Here is an 18,270-nt window from a genome sequence, read left to right as displayed (position 1 = left end):
ATCCCAGACTGTCACACTGTCTGGGATTTTATTTTTAGTCATTCGATACTACTACGTAATCCTATCCTCGAATGCATTTTTACCATCCGGGCAGAATACAATTTACTGATTCACCACATCGAGAAAACGTTTTATCTCTAGCAACTGCTCTGGATTGTATCGACAGGTTCCCACTTCAATTTTGGGTTTGTTACGCCCGTGGAAGTCACTGCCACAGGTGACATAAGCGCCCTGCTCCAGAGCAAAATCATATAAACGCTGCGCCAGTTCATCATCATGGTAGCTGGAGAAAACTTCGATTCCTGCCACGCCAGATTCCAGCATTAGCTCAAGTATCGCCTCATGCTCTTCTTTCACGTTGGCCCCAATATGGGCAATAACGGGAATGCCGCCGTTGTCACGGATCAAATCCGTCATCTCCTCCAGAGCCGGGTAGGTCACTGGCTGATAGCAGGCTTTACCGGGGCCGAAAAAATCCCAGTAAAAATTGATTAATGGCATATCGGCACGAGCGCCACCGGAACGGTACGGCAGTAATAGTGGATTATTAGCATTACGCTCATCTTCAAGAATAGCCTCGCCCATCTGCTCTTCCTGAGGCAAACGGCCATTCGCCAGCCGCGCTAAATGTTCGTCATCAATAAAAAAACCGAATTCACGGAGCTTCGCCAACTTCACGGGCACTAGCTCACGCTGAATATCGTTGAAGTTTTCATACACCTGCGTGAAATCATCCGATGGCGTAAAGCCATAGCCTAACAAATGAAAATTACGTCCTTGAAAGGTACAGTCGATTTCAATCCCCGAAATGATATTCAGCGCATCACTTCGCCACTTTTCAGATTCAGCAAATGAAAACGCCGAATTGTGGTCGGTTACCGCCAGCGTTGTAACGCCCTCACGAACGCAGCGAGCAATCAGTTCTGCAACCGGATAATCTGCGTCATCACTATGATGCGAGTGCATATGCAGGTCGACTTTTTCCATGTGAATACTCCCATTCTTCAGATCGGTGTGATTTCTCACTATACATCAGCCACAAAAAAGGGTGCCGAAGCACCCTTATACTTTGTGATCTCGATGTCTGTTAGAACAGCCTATCACTCATCTTCGAGATAGGTGTATCCGTAGAGACCAGACTCAAATTCATCCAAGAACTGGGTTTGCAGCTCAGGTTCGAGATCGGTTTTGCGCACCTGATCGCGAAAACGGGTCAGCAACACTTCAGGATCGAGCTGAACATATTCCAGCATTTCGGCAACCGTATTGCCCTCATCCGAGTCTTGCACCTCAACGCTGCCATCTTCAAAGACGAAGACGTCAACCGAGGCTGTATCGCCAAACAGATTATGCATGTTGCCCAGAATCTCTTGGTACGCACCGACCATGAAGAAACCAATCAACGGCGGATTTTCTGGATCGTACTGCGGCATCGGCATCGTCGTTGCGATCCCATCACCGTCGATGTAATGATCGATGGCACCATCTGAGTCACAGGTAATATCCAGCAGCACCGCACGGCGCTCAGGCGCCTGATCCAAACCACTCAATGGCAGAACCGGGAACAGCTGATCGATCCCCCACGCATCAGGCATCGACTGGAACAGCGAGAAATTCACATACAGCTTGTCGGCCATGCGCTCTTGCAGTTCATCAATGATCGGACGGTGTGCACGATTGCTTGGGTCAAGATGCTCTTGGATCTGGCTACAAATCGTCAGATATTGCTGCTCAGCCCATGCACGCTGGGTTAGATCTAAAATACCGTGCGCATATTGGCTATGCACATCATTGAGATCGAGCTGGCTGTCGTGTAGCCATTCACGCAATGAACGCTTGGTATCAGAATCCTGCATCTCTTCCCACGTAGACCATAGGCTTTGCAGTGCACGAGGTGCATCTTCGGCCGGAGCCACAGGTGCATGGAATTCGTTGCGTTCAACACCAATGACATTGGAAACCAGAACCGTGTGATGCGCCGTTACCGCACGACCAGACTCTGTGATGACCGTAGGATGCGGCAAACCGTGCTCGTTACAGGCATCGCCGATACCCCAAATAACGTTATTCGCGTATTCGTTCAGGCCATAGTTCACCGAGCAATCAGACTGGGAACGTGTTCCTTCGTAGTCCACGCCCAAACCGCCGCCGACGTCAAAGCACTGAATGTTCACACCCAACTTATGCAGCTCAACGTAGAAACGCGCAGATTCACGCACGCCGGTAGCGATATCGCGAATATTCGCCAACTGAGAGCCTAAGTGGAAATGCAACAGCTGCAGGCTATCTAAACGACCGGCTTCACGTAGGGTTTCAACCAGCTGCAGCACTTGCGTTGCCGCCAAGCCAAATTTAGATTTCTCACCGCCGCTCGACTGCCATTTGCCCGAGCCTTGCGAAGATAAGCGCGCACGCACGCCAAGGCGAGGAACCACGTTCAGGCGTTCGGCTTCTTCCATCACCAGCTTGATTTCAGACATCTTCTCGATAACCAGATACACCTTGTGACCCAGTTTTTCGCCGATTAATGCCAAGCGGATGTATTCACGATCTTTGTAGCCGTTACACACAATCACCGAACGCGTCATACCAGCATGGGCGAGTACCGCCATCAACTCCGCCTTCGAACCCGCTTCTAAACCTAAAGGTTCGCCGGAGTTCACTAAAGACTCAATGACGCGTCGATGCTGGTTTACCTTAATCGGATAAACCAAGAAGTAGCCGCCTTCATAGCCGAAAGATTCACGCGCACGTTTAAACGCGGCGTTAATTGAACGTAGGCGATGTTGCAGGATCTGCGGGAAACAGAACAGCGCAGGCAAGCGCTGGTTGCTCTCTTTTTGCAGCTTCTCTACCAGTTGCGTCAGATCGACGCGCGCTTCTGGGACGTCGGGATCTGGACAAACTGAAATATGACCCAACTCGTTGACGTCATAATAGTTGCCACCCCAGTAGGCGACGTTATAAGTACTCAGCATTTTGCTGGCATTACGATCATTCATGGCAACCTCCTGCATAGAACGCAATTGATGATGTCCGGCCGCTTCCTGCGGGCGTTGACGAAGTTCGTTAGACATGACGAACTCCTTGTGCACTGCCGTGGCAAATAATGGAATTATTCACAGCACGCTTATTCACTATCGCAGCAACATCTGCGCTTAACAACCCACACGCCGGGATTTTTGGCGTGACCACAAAGCTCAGCACCGGACAAAATGCCGGACTGATATAAGTATAAGAGCAAAACACGTCGCTAACTCCGTGGGTCGGGGAGTGCATTCTTAAATGCAGGATAAACCCCAATGAAAATTCACCTGCGCGTTGTTTGGTAGCAATACCACGCCGCAGGTTACCCTTGTTCAGTCATCAGTTGCCGCTATCGGCGTAAGAATCCTGAGTCGCTCCCCATCTTCACCAAAGCGGTGAATAACATCGGGAAAATGCGAGAAATGCAGATAAATAGGAAGGAAGGCGCAAAGCGCGGAACAGCGGAGCGCCATGAAGACGCAGAATATTGCCGGAAGCAATAGTGTGAAACGCGACCGTTGTCGCTGAGATATTCGTGCGGATCATTACCTGAACCACCTCCATGCCTGCGGTTAAAATAACGCGCAGATCCAAAAAGTTAACAGTGTGTTGAGACTGACAGTATGAGCAACAACTCATACCCTCCTCGGCCGGAAGTGAGACACATAGCCGCCCCTTATCACTTGTATTTTCAGCAAGTTATCTAAAAACCACTGCTGTTAACACATTTTAGCGATTCGGTTAAAGCGTCATGCACCGGTAAGCCGCGCGCAGTTTATACAATCAACAGCGGGAAATTGCAAAATGAAATTTTGCTAAAAACTGTTTCTGTGCGTTTACGCAGGTGTAAAAGAAACCGACTGTATAGAAAAAAATACTCGTTTGCGGACATAAAGTGACAAAAAGACTAGAAAACTACGGCGGGTCTGTCTTAAAATAGCCGTCCAGATGGTAATCCATCTATACTTATTTACTGATAAACTGCTGAACGGCTTTGCCTGAGGGGCGTTGCAGGATGCATCAGGCACCAGAGCTAGCCACAAGCTAGATACTGATGTACATACCCCAGCATTACGCAGTGATTTTAAACCCGTCTTTTAAAGGTAAAGAACACCATGGCTAAACACCTTTTCACGTCTGAATCAGTGTCCGAAGGACATCCTGATAAGATTGCTGACCAAATTTCTGACGCCGTGCTTGATGCGATCCTCGAACAGGATCCAAAAGCGCGCGTTGCATGTGAAACCTATGTCAAAACCGGCATGGTGCTAGTGGGTGGTGAAATCACCACTAATGCATGGGTAGACATTGAAGAGCTGACCCGTAAAACCGTTGCTGAAATCGGCTATGTAAGCTCTGATATGGGCTTTGATGCTAACTCTTGCGCCGTTCTGAGCGCTATCGGTAAGCAGTCTCCAGATATCAACCAAGGCGTTGACCGTACCGATCCTTTAGAACAGGGTGCTGGCGACCAAGGTATTATGTTTGGTTACGCGACCAACGAAACCGAAGTATTAATGCCTGCGCCAATCACCTATGCCCATCGTCTGATGGAGCGTCAGGCTGAAGTACGTAAAAACGGCACCCTGCCATGGCTGCGCCCAGACGCCAAAAGCCAGGTAACCTTCCTGTACGACGACGGCAAAATTGCCGGTATCGATGCAGTGGTTCTCTCCACTCAGCACTCTGACACCATCAGCCTGCCTGATTTGAAAGAAGCTGTGATGGAAGAGATCATCAAGCCGGTCCTGCCGCCAGAATGGTTGTCTGCCAATACCAAATACTTCATCAACCCAACAGGCCGTTTCGTTATCGGTGGCCCAATGGGCGACTGTGGTTTGACTGGCCGTAAAATCATCGTTGATACCTACGGCGGTGCAGCACGTCACGGTGGCGGCGCATTCTCTGGTAAAGATCCTTCAAAAGTTGACCGTTCAGCGGCATACGCTGCCCGTTACGTAGCAAAAAATATCGTTGCTGCAGGTCTGGCAGACCGCTGTGAGATTCAGGTTTCTTACGCAATTGGTATCGCTGAGCCAACCTCAATCATGATCGAAACATTTGGCACTGAGAAAATCTCTACCGAGCAACTCACCCTGCTGGTACGTGAATTCTTCGACCTGCGTCCATACGGTTTGATTCAGATGCTTGATCTGATCCAACCAATCTACCGTGAAACCGCAGCCTATGGTCACTTTGGCCGTGAACATTTCCCATGGGAAAAAACCGACAAAGCCGCACTTCTGCGTGAAGCTGCTGGTTTGAAATAAGGTTAATTCCAATGAAAAAAGCAGGCCTTTGTGCCTGCTTTTTTGTTGCCTAAAAATCGACACATCGCTATTGCCGTCAAAATGAAAACGATTACATTAAATTCATACTTAAACTAAAAATACGTTTAATGATTAAAAACCATCCATATAAACCAATATGACACCATTGTATTTTATGGATCAAATCGTTTTAAAACCAATAAATTAGCCATTGATTACTGTAAGTAAATCCATAATCTCACGCTGACTCACTCTCCATATGAATGCCACATTAGTGTAAACGATTACATTTATGTGATCGGGAGCACTTACATTAGCGCCATAGATTCTTAACATGATAAGCATACAAACGAGTTTCTTTTCGGAGGCAGTATGAGTACTACCGTGAGTACACAATCGGTTCGCAAGACCCGTTCAAATGCCAGTCTAACGTTCTTTGTCTGCTTTTTAGCTGCGCTGGCAGGCTTACTGTTCGGGCTGGATATTGGTGTTATCGCTGGTGCTTTGCCATTTATCAGCGAGACGTTTCAAATCACCAGCTCCCAACAAGAATGGGTTGTGAGCTCTATGATGTTTGGTGCGGCAGTCGGTGCAGTAGGTAGTGGCTGGTTGAACTTCCGCATTGGCCGTAAATACAGTTTGATGATTGGCGCAATCCTGTTTGTGGTCGGCTCACTGTTCTCTGCCTTCGCACCTGACGTTGAAATCCTGATCCTTTCTCGCGTACTACTGGGATTGGCGGTGGGTATCGCATCTTATACAGCTCCGATTTATCTTTCTGAAATTGCTCCAGAAAAGATTCGCGGCAGTATGATTTCAATGTACCAATTGATGATCACCATCGGTATTTTGGCCGCCTATCTTTCTGACACTGCCTTCAGCTACACCGGCGCATGGCGCTGGATGCTGGGTGTTATCACCATTCCAGCCATTCTGTTGTTGATTGGTGTTTTCTTCCTGCCAGACAGCCCACGCTGGTTAGCCGCACGCGGCAGCGATGAAAAAGCCCGCCGTGTGTTAGAAAAACTACGTGATACCAGTGAACAAGCCAAAAGTGAGCTGGATGAAATTCGCGAAAGTCTGAAAGTGAAACAAAGCGGTTGGGCGTTGTTTATTAACAATAAAAACTTCCGCCGTGCCGTTTATCTAGGCGTGTTGTTACAGGTGATGCAGCAGTTCACCGGTATGAACGTCATTATGTATTACGCACCAAAAATCTTCGACTTAGCCGGATTTGCCAGCACGTCGCAGCAGATGTGGGGCACGGTTATCGTGGGTCTGGTTAACGTATTGGCCACCTTCATCGCCATCGGTTTAGTTGACCGTTGGGGCCGTAAGCCAACCTTGATTCTCGGCTTCATCGTGATGGCTTTAGGTATGGGCACCTTGGGTACCATGATGAACATCGGTATCAGCTCCGTCTTTGCTCAGTACTTTGCCGTTATCATGCTGCTGATCTTCATCGTCGGTTTTGCCATGAGCGCCGGCCCGCTGATTTGGGTGCTGTGCTCTGAAATCCAGCCGTTGAAAGGCCGTGATTTTGGTATCACCTGTTCAACCGCAACCAACTGGATTGCCAACATGATCGTCGGGGCAACCTTCCTGACCATGCTGAACTCTCTGGGTAGCGCACACACCTTCTGGGTCTATGCCGGTCTGAACGTTATCTTCATCTTCATTACGCTAGCGCTAATCCCTGAGACCAAGAACATCTCTCTGGAACACATCGAACGTAATCTGATGCAGGGTAAGCCACTGCGTAAGATTGGGTCTAAGTGATTTAAATTGATGTAATATCGATTCGTAGGTTCTATACGCTTCGAACACTGAACGAACAAGGCGGCAATTGTGTCACCTTGTTCGTATTTATATTAGAGCGGTGAAAGGTTTCGTACGCCGGTTAGCTTTTATGTTTCCATGAAACCGCTGCCGTAGGCGTCCGATGAGAGTCCCGTTGCGCGGGGACTCTCAACTCGCGCGCTTTTTACCGAGTCGTTTGTCCGACCGGTCTCGGAGCGCACATCCTGTACGCCCTCAACCTGCCACCAGCATCCCTGCTGGCGGCTCTAAAATGCATTCCTTAAACATAAAAAAACAAAAGACATTTTTGTCTTCTTATCTTTTTATTTTATTTCTCTCTTTTCTTTTCATTGTTTAAGTCTTGGTAGAGAGAGCCGCCGGTACAGGGATGTACCGGCGGAGTTTGGGGCGCCCTGGATGGGCGATACCAAACCGGAGCGGAGATGGCGTCTCGGATAAAAGCGCGAGGATTGAAGGGGCGCGCGCTGGCGCCCCTCATCGGTCGCCTTCTACCCAGTTTGTATGTGAATACAGCAGCGGATAGGCGAACGAAACCTTACACCATTCACCATTCACCATTCACCACATAAACGAGAGACAGCCGAAACCTTCCCGCAATACCATTAATCACCCGAACACGAATACAAAAAAGGCCCCTATTCAGGGGCCTTTAAACTTATTCCAGCTATTCGCTATTACTTAGCAGCAGCTTCTTCCGCATCGCCCAGCAGAACGGATTCCAGCGCGATTTCAATCATGTCGTTGAACGTGGTCTGGCGTTCTTCAGCAGTGGTCTGCTCGTGGGTACGAATGTGGTCAGACACGGTGCAGATAGTCAGCGCTTTCGCACCAAACTCAGCGGCAACGCCGTAGATACCAGCGGCTTCCATTTCCACACCCAGAATGCCGTACTTATCCATCACGTCGAACATAGACGGGTCTGGCGTATAGAACAGGTCAGCAGAGAAGATGTTACCTACGCGTGCGTTGATGCCTTTGGCTTTCGCTGCGTCAGATGCGTTACGCACCATGTCAAAGTCCGCAATTGCTGCATAGTCGTGGTCTTTGAAACGCATGCGGTTAACTTTAGAGTCGGTACATGCACCCATGCCGATAACGACGTCACGCAGTTTAACGTCCATGCGCACTGCGCCACATGAACCCACGCGGATGATTTTTTTCACGCCAAAATCAGTGATCAGTTCTTTCGCATAGATAGAACATGATGGGATACCCATGCCGTGGCCCATAACAGAGATCTTACGGCCTTTATAAGTACCGGTGAAGCCCAGCATGCCGCGCACGCTGTTTACCTGACGGACGTCTTGCAGGAAAGTTTCAGCAATGTGTTTGGCGCGCAGCGGATCGCCCGGCATCAACACAACGTCTGCAAAATCACCCATCTCGGCATTAATATGCGGCGTAGCCATAATTCGTATCCTTTTGGTATGTAAGTCTAAATATCAAGCTAACTGTGAAATGAAACGCCACCCGACTCATTAAAGCCGGGTGGCGCTCAGAAATTAAAACATCACTTTACCGTAATCCATCGGAGACAGACCAAAGTAGTTTGCTACGGTTTGGCCAATATCTGCGAAGGTTTCACGGTGGCCCAACGAGCCCGGTTTTACTTTAGGTCCGTAAACCAGAACTGGGATGTGTTCACGGGTATGGTCAGAGCCTTCCCATGTTGGGTCACAGCCGTGGTCAGCGGTGAAGATGATGATATCGTCATCTTTCACTAATTTCAGCATCTCTGGCAGACGACGGTCAAACAGCTCAAGCGCAGCAGCATAACCAGCAACGTCACGGCGATGGCCATAAGAGGAGTCGAAGTCGACAAAGTTAGTAAACACAATAGTGTTATTGCCCGCTTTTTCCATCTCGATAAGCGTTGCATCAAACAGCGCATCAATACCGGTCGCTTTCACTTTCTGCGTAATGCCGACGTTAGCGTAGATATCAGCAATTTTACCGATAGAAACGACTTCGCCGCCCTTCTCATCAACCAGTTTTTTCAGCATGGTTGGTGCCGGTGGCTCAACCGCTAAGTCATGACGGTTGCCGGTACGCTTGAACTCACCTGGCTTATCACCCACGAATGGACGCGCAATCACGCGGCCAATGTTGTAACCACCCTTAGTCAGCTCTTCACGTGCAATTTCACACAGCTCATACAGGCGGTCTAGCCCGAAGGTTTCTTCATGACAAGCAATCTGGAATACGGAGTCAGCAGAGGTATAGAAAATCGGTTTGCCGGTTTTCATGTGTTCTTCACCCAACTGGTCCAGAATCACAGTACCCGATGAGTGGCAGTTACCCAGATAGCCCGGCAGGTTGCCGCGCTTGACCAGAATATCTAACAGCTCCTGTGGGAAGCTGTTTTCATGATCGGAGAAGTAGCCCCACTCGAACAGAACGGGAACACCGGCAATCTCCCAGTGACCCGACGGAGTGTCTTTGCCGGAAGAGAGTTCGCTCGCATAGCCATATGCGCCGATGATATCGGCGTTTTTATCTAAACCCTGCGGGAAACGACCGGTTGATTCTTCAGCCGCTTTACCTAAGCCTAAACGGCTCAGGTTAGGTAAGGTCAGCGGGCCTTTGCGACCAATGTCAGCTTCGCCGCGCGCACAGGCATCAGCAATATGGCCTAGCGTATCGGAACCCACATCGCCAAAGCGTTCAGCATCTTCACTCGCACCGATACCAAATGAGTCTAATACCATGATAAATGTACGTTTCATCTTACTCTCCTGCGCTTTAGCGCTGTGACCAAAGAGCCGATGCAAACTTGGCGACTCTCTGGTTTTAATCCGAAGGCTGGTTTAACCAACACCTGTTAAGTATGGCGTTTACTCGGTGATACGGCGATAAACTACCGGATTTTCTGCCGGAGCCTTGTCACCCAACACAATTGCGCTGCGTACTGCACGAGCAGCCTGTTGCCAATCTTCTTCATTGGACGCATGCACAATCGCCAATGGACGCTGCGCATCCACGCTGTCGCCCAAACGAACCATATCAGTTAAACCAACGCTGTAATCGATGCTGTCAGTCGCACGGCGACGTCCGCCGCCCAGTCCAACCACTGACATCCCGAGTTCACGGGTATCCATAGCAGTAATAATACCACCGTGTTCAGCAAAGACCGGCTTGCTTAATGTGGCCTGTGGTAAGTAGCTATCGTAGCGCTCAACAAAATCAGCCGGGCCGCCTTGTGCTGCCACCATACGGCCAAAGATCTCTGCCGCTTTGCCGTTATCCAGCACCGCTTGCAGCTTATTGCGTGCGTCCTGTTGATCTGCGGCCAAATTACCAGAAATCAACATCTCAGCACATAAAGCCATAGTCACTTCAAACAAGCGCGGGTTGCGGTATTCACCCGTCAGGAACTGCACGGACTCGCGAACTTCAACGGCGTTACCGGCGCTTGACGCCAGAACCTGATTCATATCAGTCAGTAACGCGGTTGTTTTACAGCCTGCGCCGTTAGTTACGCCAACGATAGACTGCGCCAGCGCTTCGGAGAGCTCAAAAGTAGGCATGAAGGCACCGGAACCCACTTTCACGTCCATCACTAATGCATCAAGCCCTTCCGCCAATTTCTTCGCCAAAATAGACGCAGTGATTAGCGGAATTGAGTCGACGGTCGCGGTAATGTCACGCGTCGCGTAGAAACGTTTATCTGCCGGTGCCAAAGAGTTGGTCTGGCCGATAATAGCCACACCCACTTCAGAAATAATTTTACGGAAACGCGCATCGTCAGGGAAAATGTCAAATCCTGGGATTGCTTCCAGTTTATCTAGCGTACCGCCGGTATGCCCTAAACCACGGCCAGAAATCATCGGAACATAACCACCGCATGCCGCCACCATTGGGCCAAGCATCAATGAAGTCACGTCACCCACGCCACCGGTGGAGTGTTTATCCACAATCGGGCCGTTCAGATTCAATGATTTCCAGTCCAGAACCGTACCGGAATCTCGCATTGCCATGGTAAGAGCAACGCGTTCAGGCATGATCATATCGTGGAAAAAGATAGTCATCGCCAATGCCGCGATCTGACCTTCAGAAACGGTATTGTCACGAATACCGTTGATGAAAAAACGAATTTCTTCCTCGCTGAGCGCGTGGCCATCACGTTTTTTACGAATAATTTCTTGTGCTAGAAACAAGGTTGTATCCCCCTGCTGATTATATCCTTAGAGCTTAGAGCGCATGCTCAAGACATTGGATATGTGTGTAGGTTAAAGAGGTATGTTCTGCGGAACGCCCCGCCCCTTTCTGCTTGAAGTTGCCGCTACGTTGGCTATGTTTGCCGCCTTAATGCAACGTCAATCATTTTGGGTATCGAACAAATAATTTAAATAAAACAATAAATATCACCGCGACGAAACCGTCGCGGCGAAAAACATTAAGACAAAAACTGAATTAGTAAGCGCTGCCAGTGCCTTTGGCATCGTAGCCCAGCGTTTTCAGCAGGCTTGCCAACAGGCTGGAAGCACCAAAGCGGAAGTGACGGGAATCAGCCCAGTCATCACCCAGCAAACGACCAGCCAGAGCCAGATATTCTGCGGCATCTTCAGCGGTGCGAACGCCACCAGCAGGCTTGAAGCCAACGGTTTTGCCTACGCCCATATCACGGATCACGGTCATCATGATTTCTGCGCTTTCCAGCGTGGCGTTAACAGGAACTTTACCGGTAGAGGTTTTGATGAAGTCAGCACCCGCTTTGATAGAGATTTCAGATGCTTTACGGATAAGCGCAGCGTCTTTCAGCTCGCCGGTTTCGATGATCACTTTCAGCAATACATCTGCTTCGTTACAAGCGTCTTTGCAGACTTTAACCATGTCGAAACCAACCTGCTCGTTGCCCGCCATCAGCGCGCGGTATGGGAATACCACGTCAACTTCGTCGGCGCCGTAAGCGATAGCCGCTTTGGTTTCAGCCAGTGCAATAGCGATATCATCGTTGCCGTGCGGGAAGTTAGTCACGGTAGCGATATGAATTTCAGGGGTGCCCTGCTCGCGCAAAGTTTTACGCGCAATTGGGATGAAACGTGGGTAGATGCAAACTGCTGCGGTGTTACCAGCTGGGCTTTTTGCCTGATGGCACAGAGCGATCACTTTTTCGTCGGTGTCGTCTTCGTTCAGGGTAGTCAAATCCATCAACTGTAACGCACGTTTTGCAGCAACTTTTAAATCAGTCATTTTACTCTCCAACTGGGCTGAACTGGCTTTGCCTAGATTCAGACACAATGATTTAGGGCTCGGAGGCTTCACAGTTCACGATAAGCGCGAAAGCCTTGAAGGTATCCCAATACGTTGGCGAGCGGACTTGGTTCCTTGAAGATTCTGTTCCGTCATTCTGACCGGAAAGCAACTGAGATCCATCTCACCGCATGTGGCCCTTCATGGTCAACATCATATGTTACTATTTGAACACAAACCCTCCGTCACATTTGTGCTCACTGTCACAGTAGATGAAAAACCAACTGTAACAACTCGAGATTATATGTGATTGTCATCACGAAATAACCTCTTATATAGATGAAAAACGCATTACTTTCTCACGGCCCATATCAGGATCAATAGATCGCTGGCTTATCCTCTTTAGAATGACGATAAAACAGCACTATTGCCCGCAGAGAGGCGTTATGACGAATTCCATCAATACTTCTGAACTACCTGCTTTACTACAGCGTTGCCAGCAAATTGCGACCAGCGAAACACTGTCTCCAGAGCAAAAACGTCACTTTCTGGCTCTAGAAGCCGAGAACGCCCTGCCGTATCCCAATTTACCACCAGAAGCTCGTCAGGCACTGGATGAGAACGTGATTTGCGATATGTTTGAAGGGCATGCGCCGTACAAGCCACGCTACGTTCTGCCGGATTACGCCAAGTTTTTGTCACAGGGCTCCGAATATCTGGAATTGGAACCGGCGCAGGACTTTGACGACGCACTAAATATGCTGTGCATCCTGTACCACCATGTACCTTCCGTCACCTCTATGCCGGTATTTCTCGGTCATTTAGACAGCTTATTGCTGCCTTATGTTGGAATTCTAACAGAAAACGAATTATATATCCGCATAAAACGTTTCTGGCGTTATCTGGATCGCACTTTACCAGATGCCTTTATGCACGCAAACATTGGGCCGAACGATAACTTACTGACTCGCCTGATTTTACGCGTAGATGCAGAGCTGAAGCAGGTTGCGCCTAACCTCACGTTTATTTACGATCCACAAATCACGCCTGAATCTTTGTTACTTCAGGCGGCTAAAAATATTTGTGAATGCAGTAAGCCTCACATCGCCAACGGCCCTGTGCATGATAATATTTTCACAAAAGGTGGCTACGGCATTGTCAGTTGTTACAATTCTCTGCCGCTTGCCGGGGGCGGAAACACCTTAGTTCGTATTAATTTGCGGCAGGTTGCGTTACGCAGCGAGTCTTCACAGGACTTCTTCACTCGCCAACTACCGTATTATTGTCGCCAGCAAATTAATATTATTGATGCTCGAACCGACTTCCTCTACAACCAATCGCATTTCTTTGAGCAAAGCTTTCTCGTAAAAGAAGGTTTAATCGATCCTCAGCGCTTTGTGCCTATGTTTGGGATTTATGCGTTGGCAGAAGCCGTAAATATTTTGCAGGAGAAAGACGGTTTATCGGGAGTTTACGGTGAAAACGAGCAGGCTAATCAGCTTGGCTACCGTATCAGTGAGCAATTAGCTGAATTTGTAGCGCAAACGCCGGTTAAGCACGGCTGGAAACAGCGTGCGATGCTGCATGCCCAATCGGGTATTAGTTCTGACATTGGCACCACGCCGGGCGCACGAATTCCTTACGGCACAGAACCCGATCCCGTCACCCACTTGATGACCGTTGCGCCTCACCATGCGTATTACACATCGGGCATCAGCGATATCTTAACGCTGGAAGAGACCATCAAGCGCAATCCTGAAGCCATGATGCAGCTTTGCCTCGGTGGTTTTGCCGCGGGTATGCGTGAGTTTTCAGCTAACGTCTGCGGCAACGATCTGGTTCGCATCACCGGTTACATGGTGCGTCTGTCTGATATTGAAAAATTCAATGCGGAAGGCTCTCGCCTAAATACCACGTGGCTGGGAGAGGAAGCGGCCAAAAACACCGGGATTATGCAACGCCAGCCACGAGTGATTAGCCATGAGCAAACGATGCGCTTCGGTAAGTAAGATCTTACCGTTCTCCTGCGTCGATGGGCCAGGCAGTCGCCTGGCCATTTTTCTGCAAGGGTGCAATCTAAACTGTAAAAATTGCCACAACCCCTACACCATTGGCCTTTGTGACCACTGCGGCGACTGTGTAGCAACCTGCCCTCATCAGGCACTAAGTCTGGTGGAAGGGAGCGTGCGCTGGGATGAGAAAGCCTGCCAGCAATGCGATACCTGCCTGCAAACCTGTACGCGGCAGTCCAGCCCGATGGTGCAGCGCTACAGCGTAGATTCCCTTTTAGCACAGGTAAAACGTAATGCGCTGTTTATCAATGGGATCACCGTTAGCGGCGGCGAGGTAACGCTGCAACTGCCCTTTTTATATGATCTCTTTACCGCGATTAAATCCGCGCCAACGCTCAAGCATTTAACCTGCCTAATCGACAGTAACGGCGAACTATCCACCGCTGGCTGGGAGAAAATCGCACCATGGATGGACGGTGCTATGATCGATCTTAAAGCTTGGGGAAGCGAATGCCACAAGGCATTAACGGGGCGAGATAATCAAAGGATCAAGCAAAGTATTCAGTGGTTGGCAAAACACGACAAGCTCAGCGAACTGCGTCTGCTGGTGATCCCACAGCATAGCGATCATCTGCAACATGTCGATGAATTAGCACAGTTTATTACCGCACTCGGTGAGATTCCGGTACGCCTTAACGCCTTTCATCATCATGGTGTTCGCGGTGACGCGCAGGCATGGCAAAGTGCCACAAAAGAAGATATTGAAACGCTAGCCGCCGCGCTTACCCAGCGTGGCGTAAAGCAGATTATTCGCCCTGCGCTGTATTTGTGAGAAATAAAGAAGTCTCGCTAAGGTGTAATCCCGTTCGTTTAAACGATCGAGATACACGGGGCTAGCGCACCGCGGGGCCTCCGGCAGCTAAAGCTGCTACGACCCCATCGGTGTACTTCCCCTAAAATCACGCTTAAGTGAACAGCATTGCCGCTAAAGTGCGGCTTAATTAACGTTTATCGCGGCCGTGCGGAGCCTCAAGATCTTGCTTTGGCCCGATCGAAATAATGCCCGTTGGGTTGATGGTTTTATGGCTGCGATAATAATGATTACGGATGTGTTCTAGATTGACCGTCTCTTTAATACCCGGTATCTGATAGATATCGCGCAGGAATCCATATAGATTCGGATAGTCACTGATCCGCTGCCAATCGCATTTAAAATGCGTCACGTATACTGGGTCAAAACGCACTAACGTGGTCCACAAACGAAGATCGGCTTCGGTCAAGCGCTCGCCAGTTAAGTAACGTTGACGAGAAAGAATGTTTTCCAGCTTATCTAATGAGGCAAAAACCGCGCTAACGGCTTCATCATAGGCCTCTTGCGACGTCGCAAACCCTGCTTTATAGACGCCATTATTGACAGTGTCATAAACCCAGCTATTGAGTTCATCAATCTCAGCACGCAATTCCAACGGATAGAAATCACCCGGCTTAGCGCCTAAATCATCAAACGCAGTATTAAACATACGAATGATATCTGAGGATTCATTGCTGACGATGGTTTGGGTTTGTTTATCCCACAGCACAGGGACAGTAACGCGCCCGGTATAGTGTGGATCTGCCTGTAAATAGAGCTGATAGAGAAAATCATGCTGATAAAGTTGATCACCGGTCGCGGCCGCGAAAGAACGATCAAACGTCCAGCCACTTTCCAGCATCAGCGGGCTGACCACGGAAACAGGTATCAGCGTTTCCAACCCCTTGAGCTTTCGAACTAACAACGTGCGATGTGCCCACGGACAGGCCAAAGAGACATAAAGATGGTAGCGATCTTTTTCAGCCTTAAATCCCGGTTCATTATTTGGGCCAGCAGATCCATCAGGAGTGACCCAGTTACGGAATTGCGCGTTTGAACGCTTAAAACGTCCACCGGTAGATTTGGTGTCATACCAGATATCCTGCCAGATACCGTCAACGAGTTGTCCCATAAATCCTCCTGATTGTGCCCAATAATTTGCCGGGAAGTGACTTTATACCAAAGCATAAAGGGGCGTTTTCGCCCCTTTACTATCTCACTATAGCCCTTTTTACTCTAAATCATTCGAGCTGTAGAAAGGCAAGTCATTACCATTTTTTGTTCAGTAAACGGTCGATGCTGAATGCGCCAGGGCCTGCAACTGCCAGAACCAAGTATCCACCAGCGATAGTTAGGTTTTTCATGAACATCAGTTGGTTAACACCTTCCGCAAAGTTCGAGTGGAACAGGAACGCGGTCAGAATCGTGAAGCCTGCGGTAAACAGTGCAGTAGTGCGAGTCAGTAAACCGAACAGAACGGCTAAACCACCACCCAGCTCTAATAAAATAGTCAGCGGCAACAGTGCGCCGGGAACACCCATGGCTTCCATGTATTGCTGTGTGCCAGCGTAGCCAGTGACTTTGCCCCAACCCGCAGAAATAAACAGGATTGGCATCAGGATACGGGCGGCCAGCAGTGCGATATTTTCTAATTTGTTGCTCATTTTCATGCTCCAGACAATTTTATGTTGCCGCTTATGCAGCGCTGTTCGGTGTGAGGCGTGCAATCCATGTGGCGTTAGCCATATTGTGGAGCGCGTTTCTCTCGATGGGCTAATACTAGGACAAAGCATGAAGGAGTGTTAGCGAGTAAAATTGCTGGAATTCTTCAAAAAAACTGAAGTCAAAAAGTTATAAGAAAATAATCAAATACAATAAGTTAAAAGATAGTATGCGAGTGATTTCGCAAGTTATTACTTTTAATTTAGATAAACACGCAGGATTTTTGTGGGATTTTTATCGATTTGAAGAAAGAGAAATTGGGCTAGGATTTTGAGTAAAACGCTTTACGTACCACTTTAACCACGCCCCATACACTGAATGCACGGCGCGTCCAGCGAGCGGTTTTAGCCGGATGACGAGCGCCATATAATGCAAGCAGGCTTGAGCCTAACAGCATAAATTTGCGTAACCGCATCACGGCCGAAACACGGTGGTCAAATTTCGCAGTGAGCTGCAACCATGCACGACGCTCACCGGCTAAATCAAGACGTTGCTGCTGAACTTGACGCAGCAAACGTGCTTTCTCCAAAGCGAGTTCTTGTCGATTACGGCTCACTTGCGATCCTCTTCCAGTAGCTCTCGGTCAATCTCTAACTGCCGGCGGGTTGACCCTAGCAGCGTTGATCGTCGAGCTTTGGTGATAGTCCAAATTGCCCCAATTAATGCTAACCCCAGTAAAACAGCGGTGGTGATACCTAAAGCCATCAAACGATAGGCTGGATCAATCGCCCAAAAGAGCAAAACCAGCAACGTCATCAAACCAAACGCCGTAAACAGCAGCGTAATGCCCGCCATCATCAGCAATTGAATAACGTTAGCCTTTTCCTCTTCCAGCTCCACCACGGCCAAACGCAGCCGAGTTTCTACCATGCCAACAATAATGGTGACAATGCGCTGAGCGGTACTCAGAACCCCGCGAGCGGGGCCCTGAGAAGTTGCGTTATCAGCAGGCATTAGCGGCGAGCCAATAGTACGCCTAGCACCACACCGACCGCTGCGCCGATGCCAACACCAGTCCAAGGGTTATCATGAACATAGCTATCTGCACGATCTGCGATCTCTTTGGTTTGTGCAGCCACTTTCTCACCGGCCGCGTTCAAGCGTGCACGGCTACCTTGCAATGCGCTTTCAGCTTTCGCACGGATTTTTTCCAGCTCGGCCTTCGGCTTATCGGTAGAAGAGTTCAGAACTTCTTCTAAGGTATCGGCAAGGGACTTCAGTTCAGCACGTAATTGCTCGGAAGTTGAATCGTTAGCCATTCCTAGACTCCTTAACTTTACTGATATGGTCTTTTAACATAGCGAGCTTTTTCCATGAGCGCAAAGGTAATTGCCACATATCCTTCTGCATCTGCCGTATTTGGTATGAAAAAACT

At 49.1% G+C, this 18,270-nt stretch carries 15 protein-coding genes; 4 read left to right on the top strand and 11 right to left on the bottom strand.

What is annotated here, in order from left to right; translation table 11 throughout:
- Positions 1-102: 102 nt before the first annotated feature.
- Both AB3Y96_RS03675 and speA read right to left on the bottom strand, forming a co-directional pair.
- Positions 103-987, bottom strand: coding sequence for a PHP domain-containing protein (locus tag AB3Y96_RS03675; protein WP_072309068.1), 885 nt, complete (start codon positions 985-987; stop codon positions 103-105).
- A gap of 113 nt (positions 988-1,100) precedes the next feature.
- Positions 1,101-3,077: a biosynthetic arginine decarboxylase gene (gene speA, locus AB3Y96_RS03670; protein WP_072309069.1), complete on the bottom strand. Its 1,977-nt coding sequence runs from the start codon at positions 3,075-3,077 to the stop codon at positions 1,101-1,103.
- 1,065 nt (positions 3,078-4,142) lie between these two features.
- Here speA and metK point away from each other — a divergent pair.
- Both metK and AB3Y96_RS03660 read left to right on the top strand, forming a co-directional pair.
- Positions 4,143-5,297 (top strand): methionine adenosyltransferase, encoded by a 1,155-nt coding sequence (gene metK, locus AB3Y96_RS03665; protein ID WP_072309072.1) that lies wholly within the window; start codon positions 4,143-4,145, stop codon positions 5,295-5,297.
- Positions 5,298-5,669: 372 nt separating this feature from the next.
- A complete protein-coding gene (locus AB3Y96_RS03660; RefSeq protein WP_025799118.1) occupies positions 5,670-7,076 on the top strand; it encodes a sugar porter family MFS transporter in 1,407 nt (468 codons plus the stop codon).
- A gap of 716 nt (positions 7,077-7,792) precedes the next feature.
- On the opposite strand, the gene deoD is transcribed toward AB3Y96_RS03660, so the two are convergent.
- From deoD to deoC, 4 genes are all read right to left on the bottom strand, one after another.
- Positions 7,793-8,527, bottom strand: coding sequence for a purine-nucleoside phosphorylase (gene deoD / locus AB3Y96_RS03655; protein ID WP_040046209.1), 735 nt, complete (start codon positions 8,525-8,527; stop codon positions 7,793-7,795).
- Between the two features lie 93 nt (positions 8,528-8,620).
- Entirely contained in the window at positions 8,621-9,844 is a 1,224-nt protein-coding gene (gene deoB, locus AB3Y96_RS03650; RefSeq protein WP_072309073.1) for a phosphopentomutase, read from the bottom strand.
- 108 nt (positions 9,845-9,952) lie between these two features.
- The gene (deoA, locus tag AB3Y96_RS03645; protein WP_367298519.1) at positions 9,953-11,275 is read right to left on the bottom strand and encodes a thymidine phosphorylase; all 1,323 of its coding nucleotides are present in this window, start codon (positions 11,273-11,275) and stop codon (positions 9,953-9,955) included.
- A 256-nt stretch (positions 11,276-11,531) separates the two neighbouring features.
- Complete coding sequence (gene deoC, locus AB3Y96_RS03640; protein ID WP_072309075.1) at positions 11,532-12,311, bottom strand: deoxyribose-phosphate aldolase; 780 nt, start codon at positions 12,309-12,311, stop codon at positions 11,532-11,534.
- Between the two features lie 446 nt (positions 12,312-12,757).
- Between deoC and AB3Y96_RS03635 the strand changes: the two genes are divergently transcribed.
- Positions 12,758-14,320: a YjjI family glycine radical enzyme gene (locus tag AB3Y96_RS03635; RefSeq protein WP_139130944.1), complete on the top strand. Its 1,563-nt coding sequence runs from the start codon at positions 12,758-12,760 to the stop codon at positions 14,318-14,320.
- On the top strand, positions 14,292-15,155 hold the full coding sequence (locus AB3Y96_RS03630) for a YjjW family glycine radical enzyme activase (protein WP_367298518.1): 864 nt from the start codon (positions 14,292-14,294) through the stop codon (positions 15,153-15,155). The genes AB3Y96_RS03635 and AB3Y96_RS03630 overlap by 29 nt, the downstream gene beginning before the upstream one ends.
- 169 nt (positions 15,156-15,324) lie before the next feature.
- Here the strand turns inward: AB3Y96_RS03630 and AB3Y96_RS03625 are convergent, their stop codons facing one another.
- From AB3Y96_RS03625 to AB3Y96_RS03605, 5 genes are all read right to left on the bottom strand, one after another.
- The gene (locus AB3Y96_RS03625; RefSeq protein ID WP_367298517.1) at positions 15,325-16,305 is read right to left on the bottom strand and encodes a glutathione S-transferase family protein; all 981 of its coding nucleotides are present in this window, start codon (positions 16,303-16,305) and stop codon (positions 15,325-15,327) included.
- A gap of 136 nt (positions 16,306-16,441) precedes the next feature.
- Positions 16,442-16,837 (bottom strand): DoxX family protein, encoded by a 396-nt coding sequence (locus AB3Y96_RS03620; protein ID WP_072309078.1) that lies wholly within the window; start codon positions 16,835-16,837, stop codon positions 16,442-16,444.
- Positions 16,838-17,157: 320 nt separating this feature from the next.
- Positions 17,158-17,451: a YqjK-like family protein gene (locus AB3Y96_RS03615; RefSeq protein WP_072309079.1), complete on the bottom strand. Its 294-nt coding sequence runs from the start codon at positions 17,449-17,451 to the stop codon at positions 17,158-17,160.
- A complete protein-coding gene (locus AB3Y96_RS03610; RefSeq protein WP_072309080.1) occupies positions 17,448-17,849 on the bottom strand; it encodes a phage holin family protein in 402 nt (133 codons plus the stop codon). The genes AB3Y96_RS03615 and AB3Y96_RS03610 overlap by 4 nt, the downstream gene beginning before the upstream one ends.
- Positions 17,849-18,154, bottom strand: a complete 306-nt coding sequence (locus AB3Y96_RS03605; protein ID WP_004846778.1) for a YqjD family protein — start codon at positions 18,152-18,154, stop codon at positions 17,849-17,851. Before AB3Y96_RS03605 ends, AB3Y96_RS03610 begins: the two co-directional genes overlap by 1 nt.
- Positions 18,155-18,270 lie beyond the last annotated feature (116 nt).

Source organism: Hafnia alvei, assembly GCF_964063325.1.
Lineage (GTDB): Bacteria > Pseudomonadota > Gammaproteobacteria > Enterobacterales > Enterobacteriaceae > Hafnia > Hafnia alvei_B.
The sequence above is the reverse complement of the archived record's forward strand: the minus strand, read 5'-3'. Positions and strand labels throughout refer to the sequence as shown.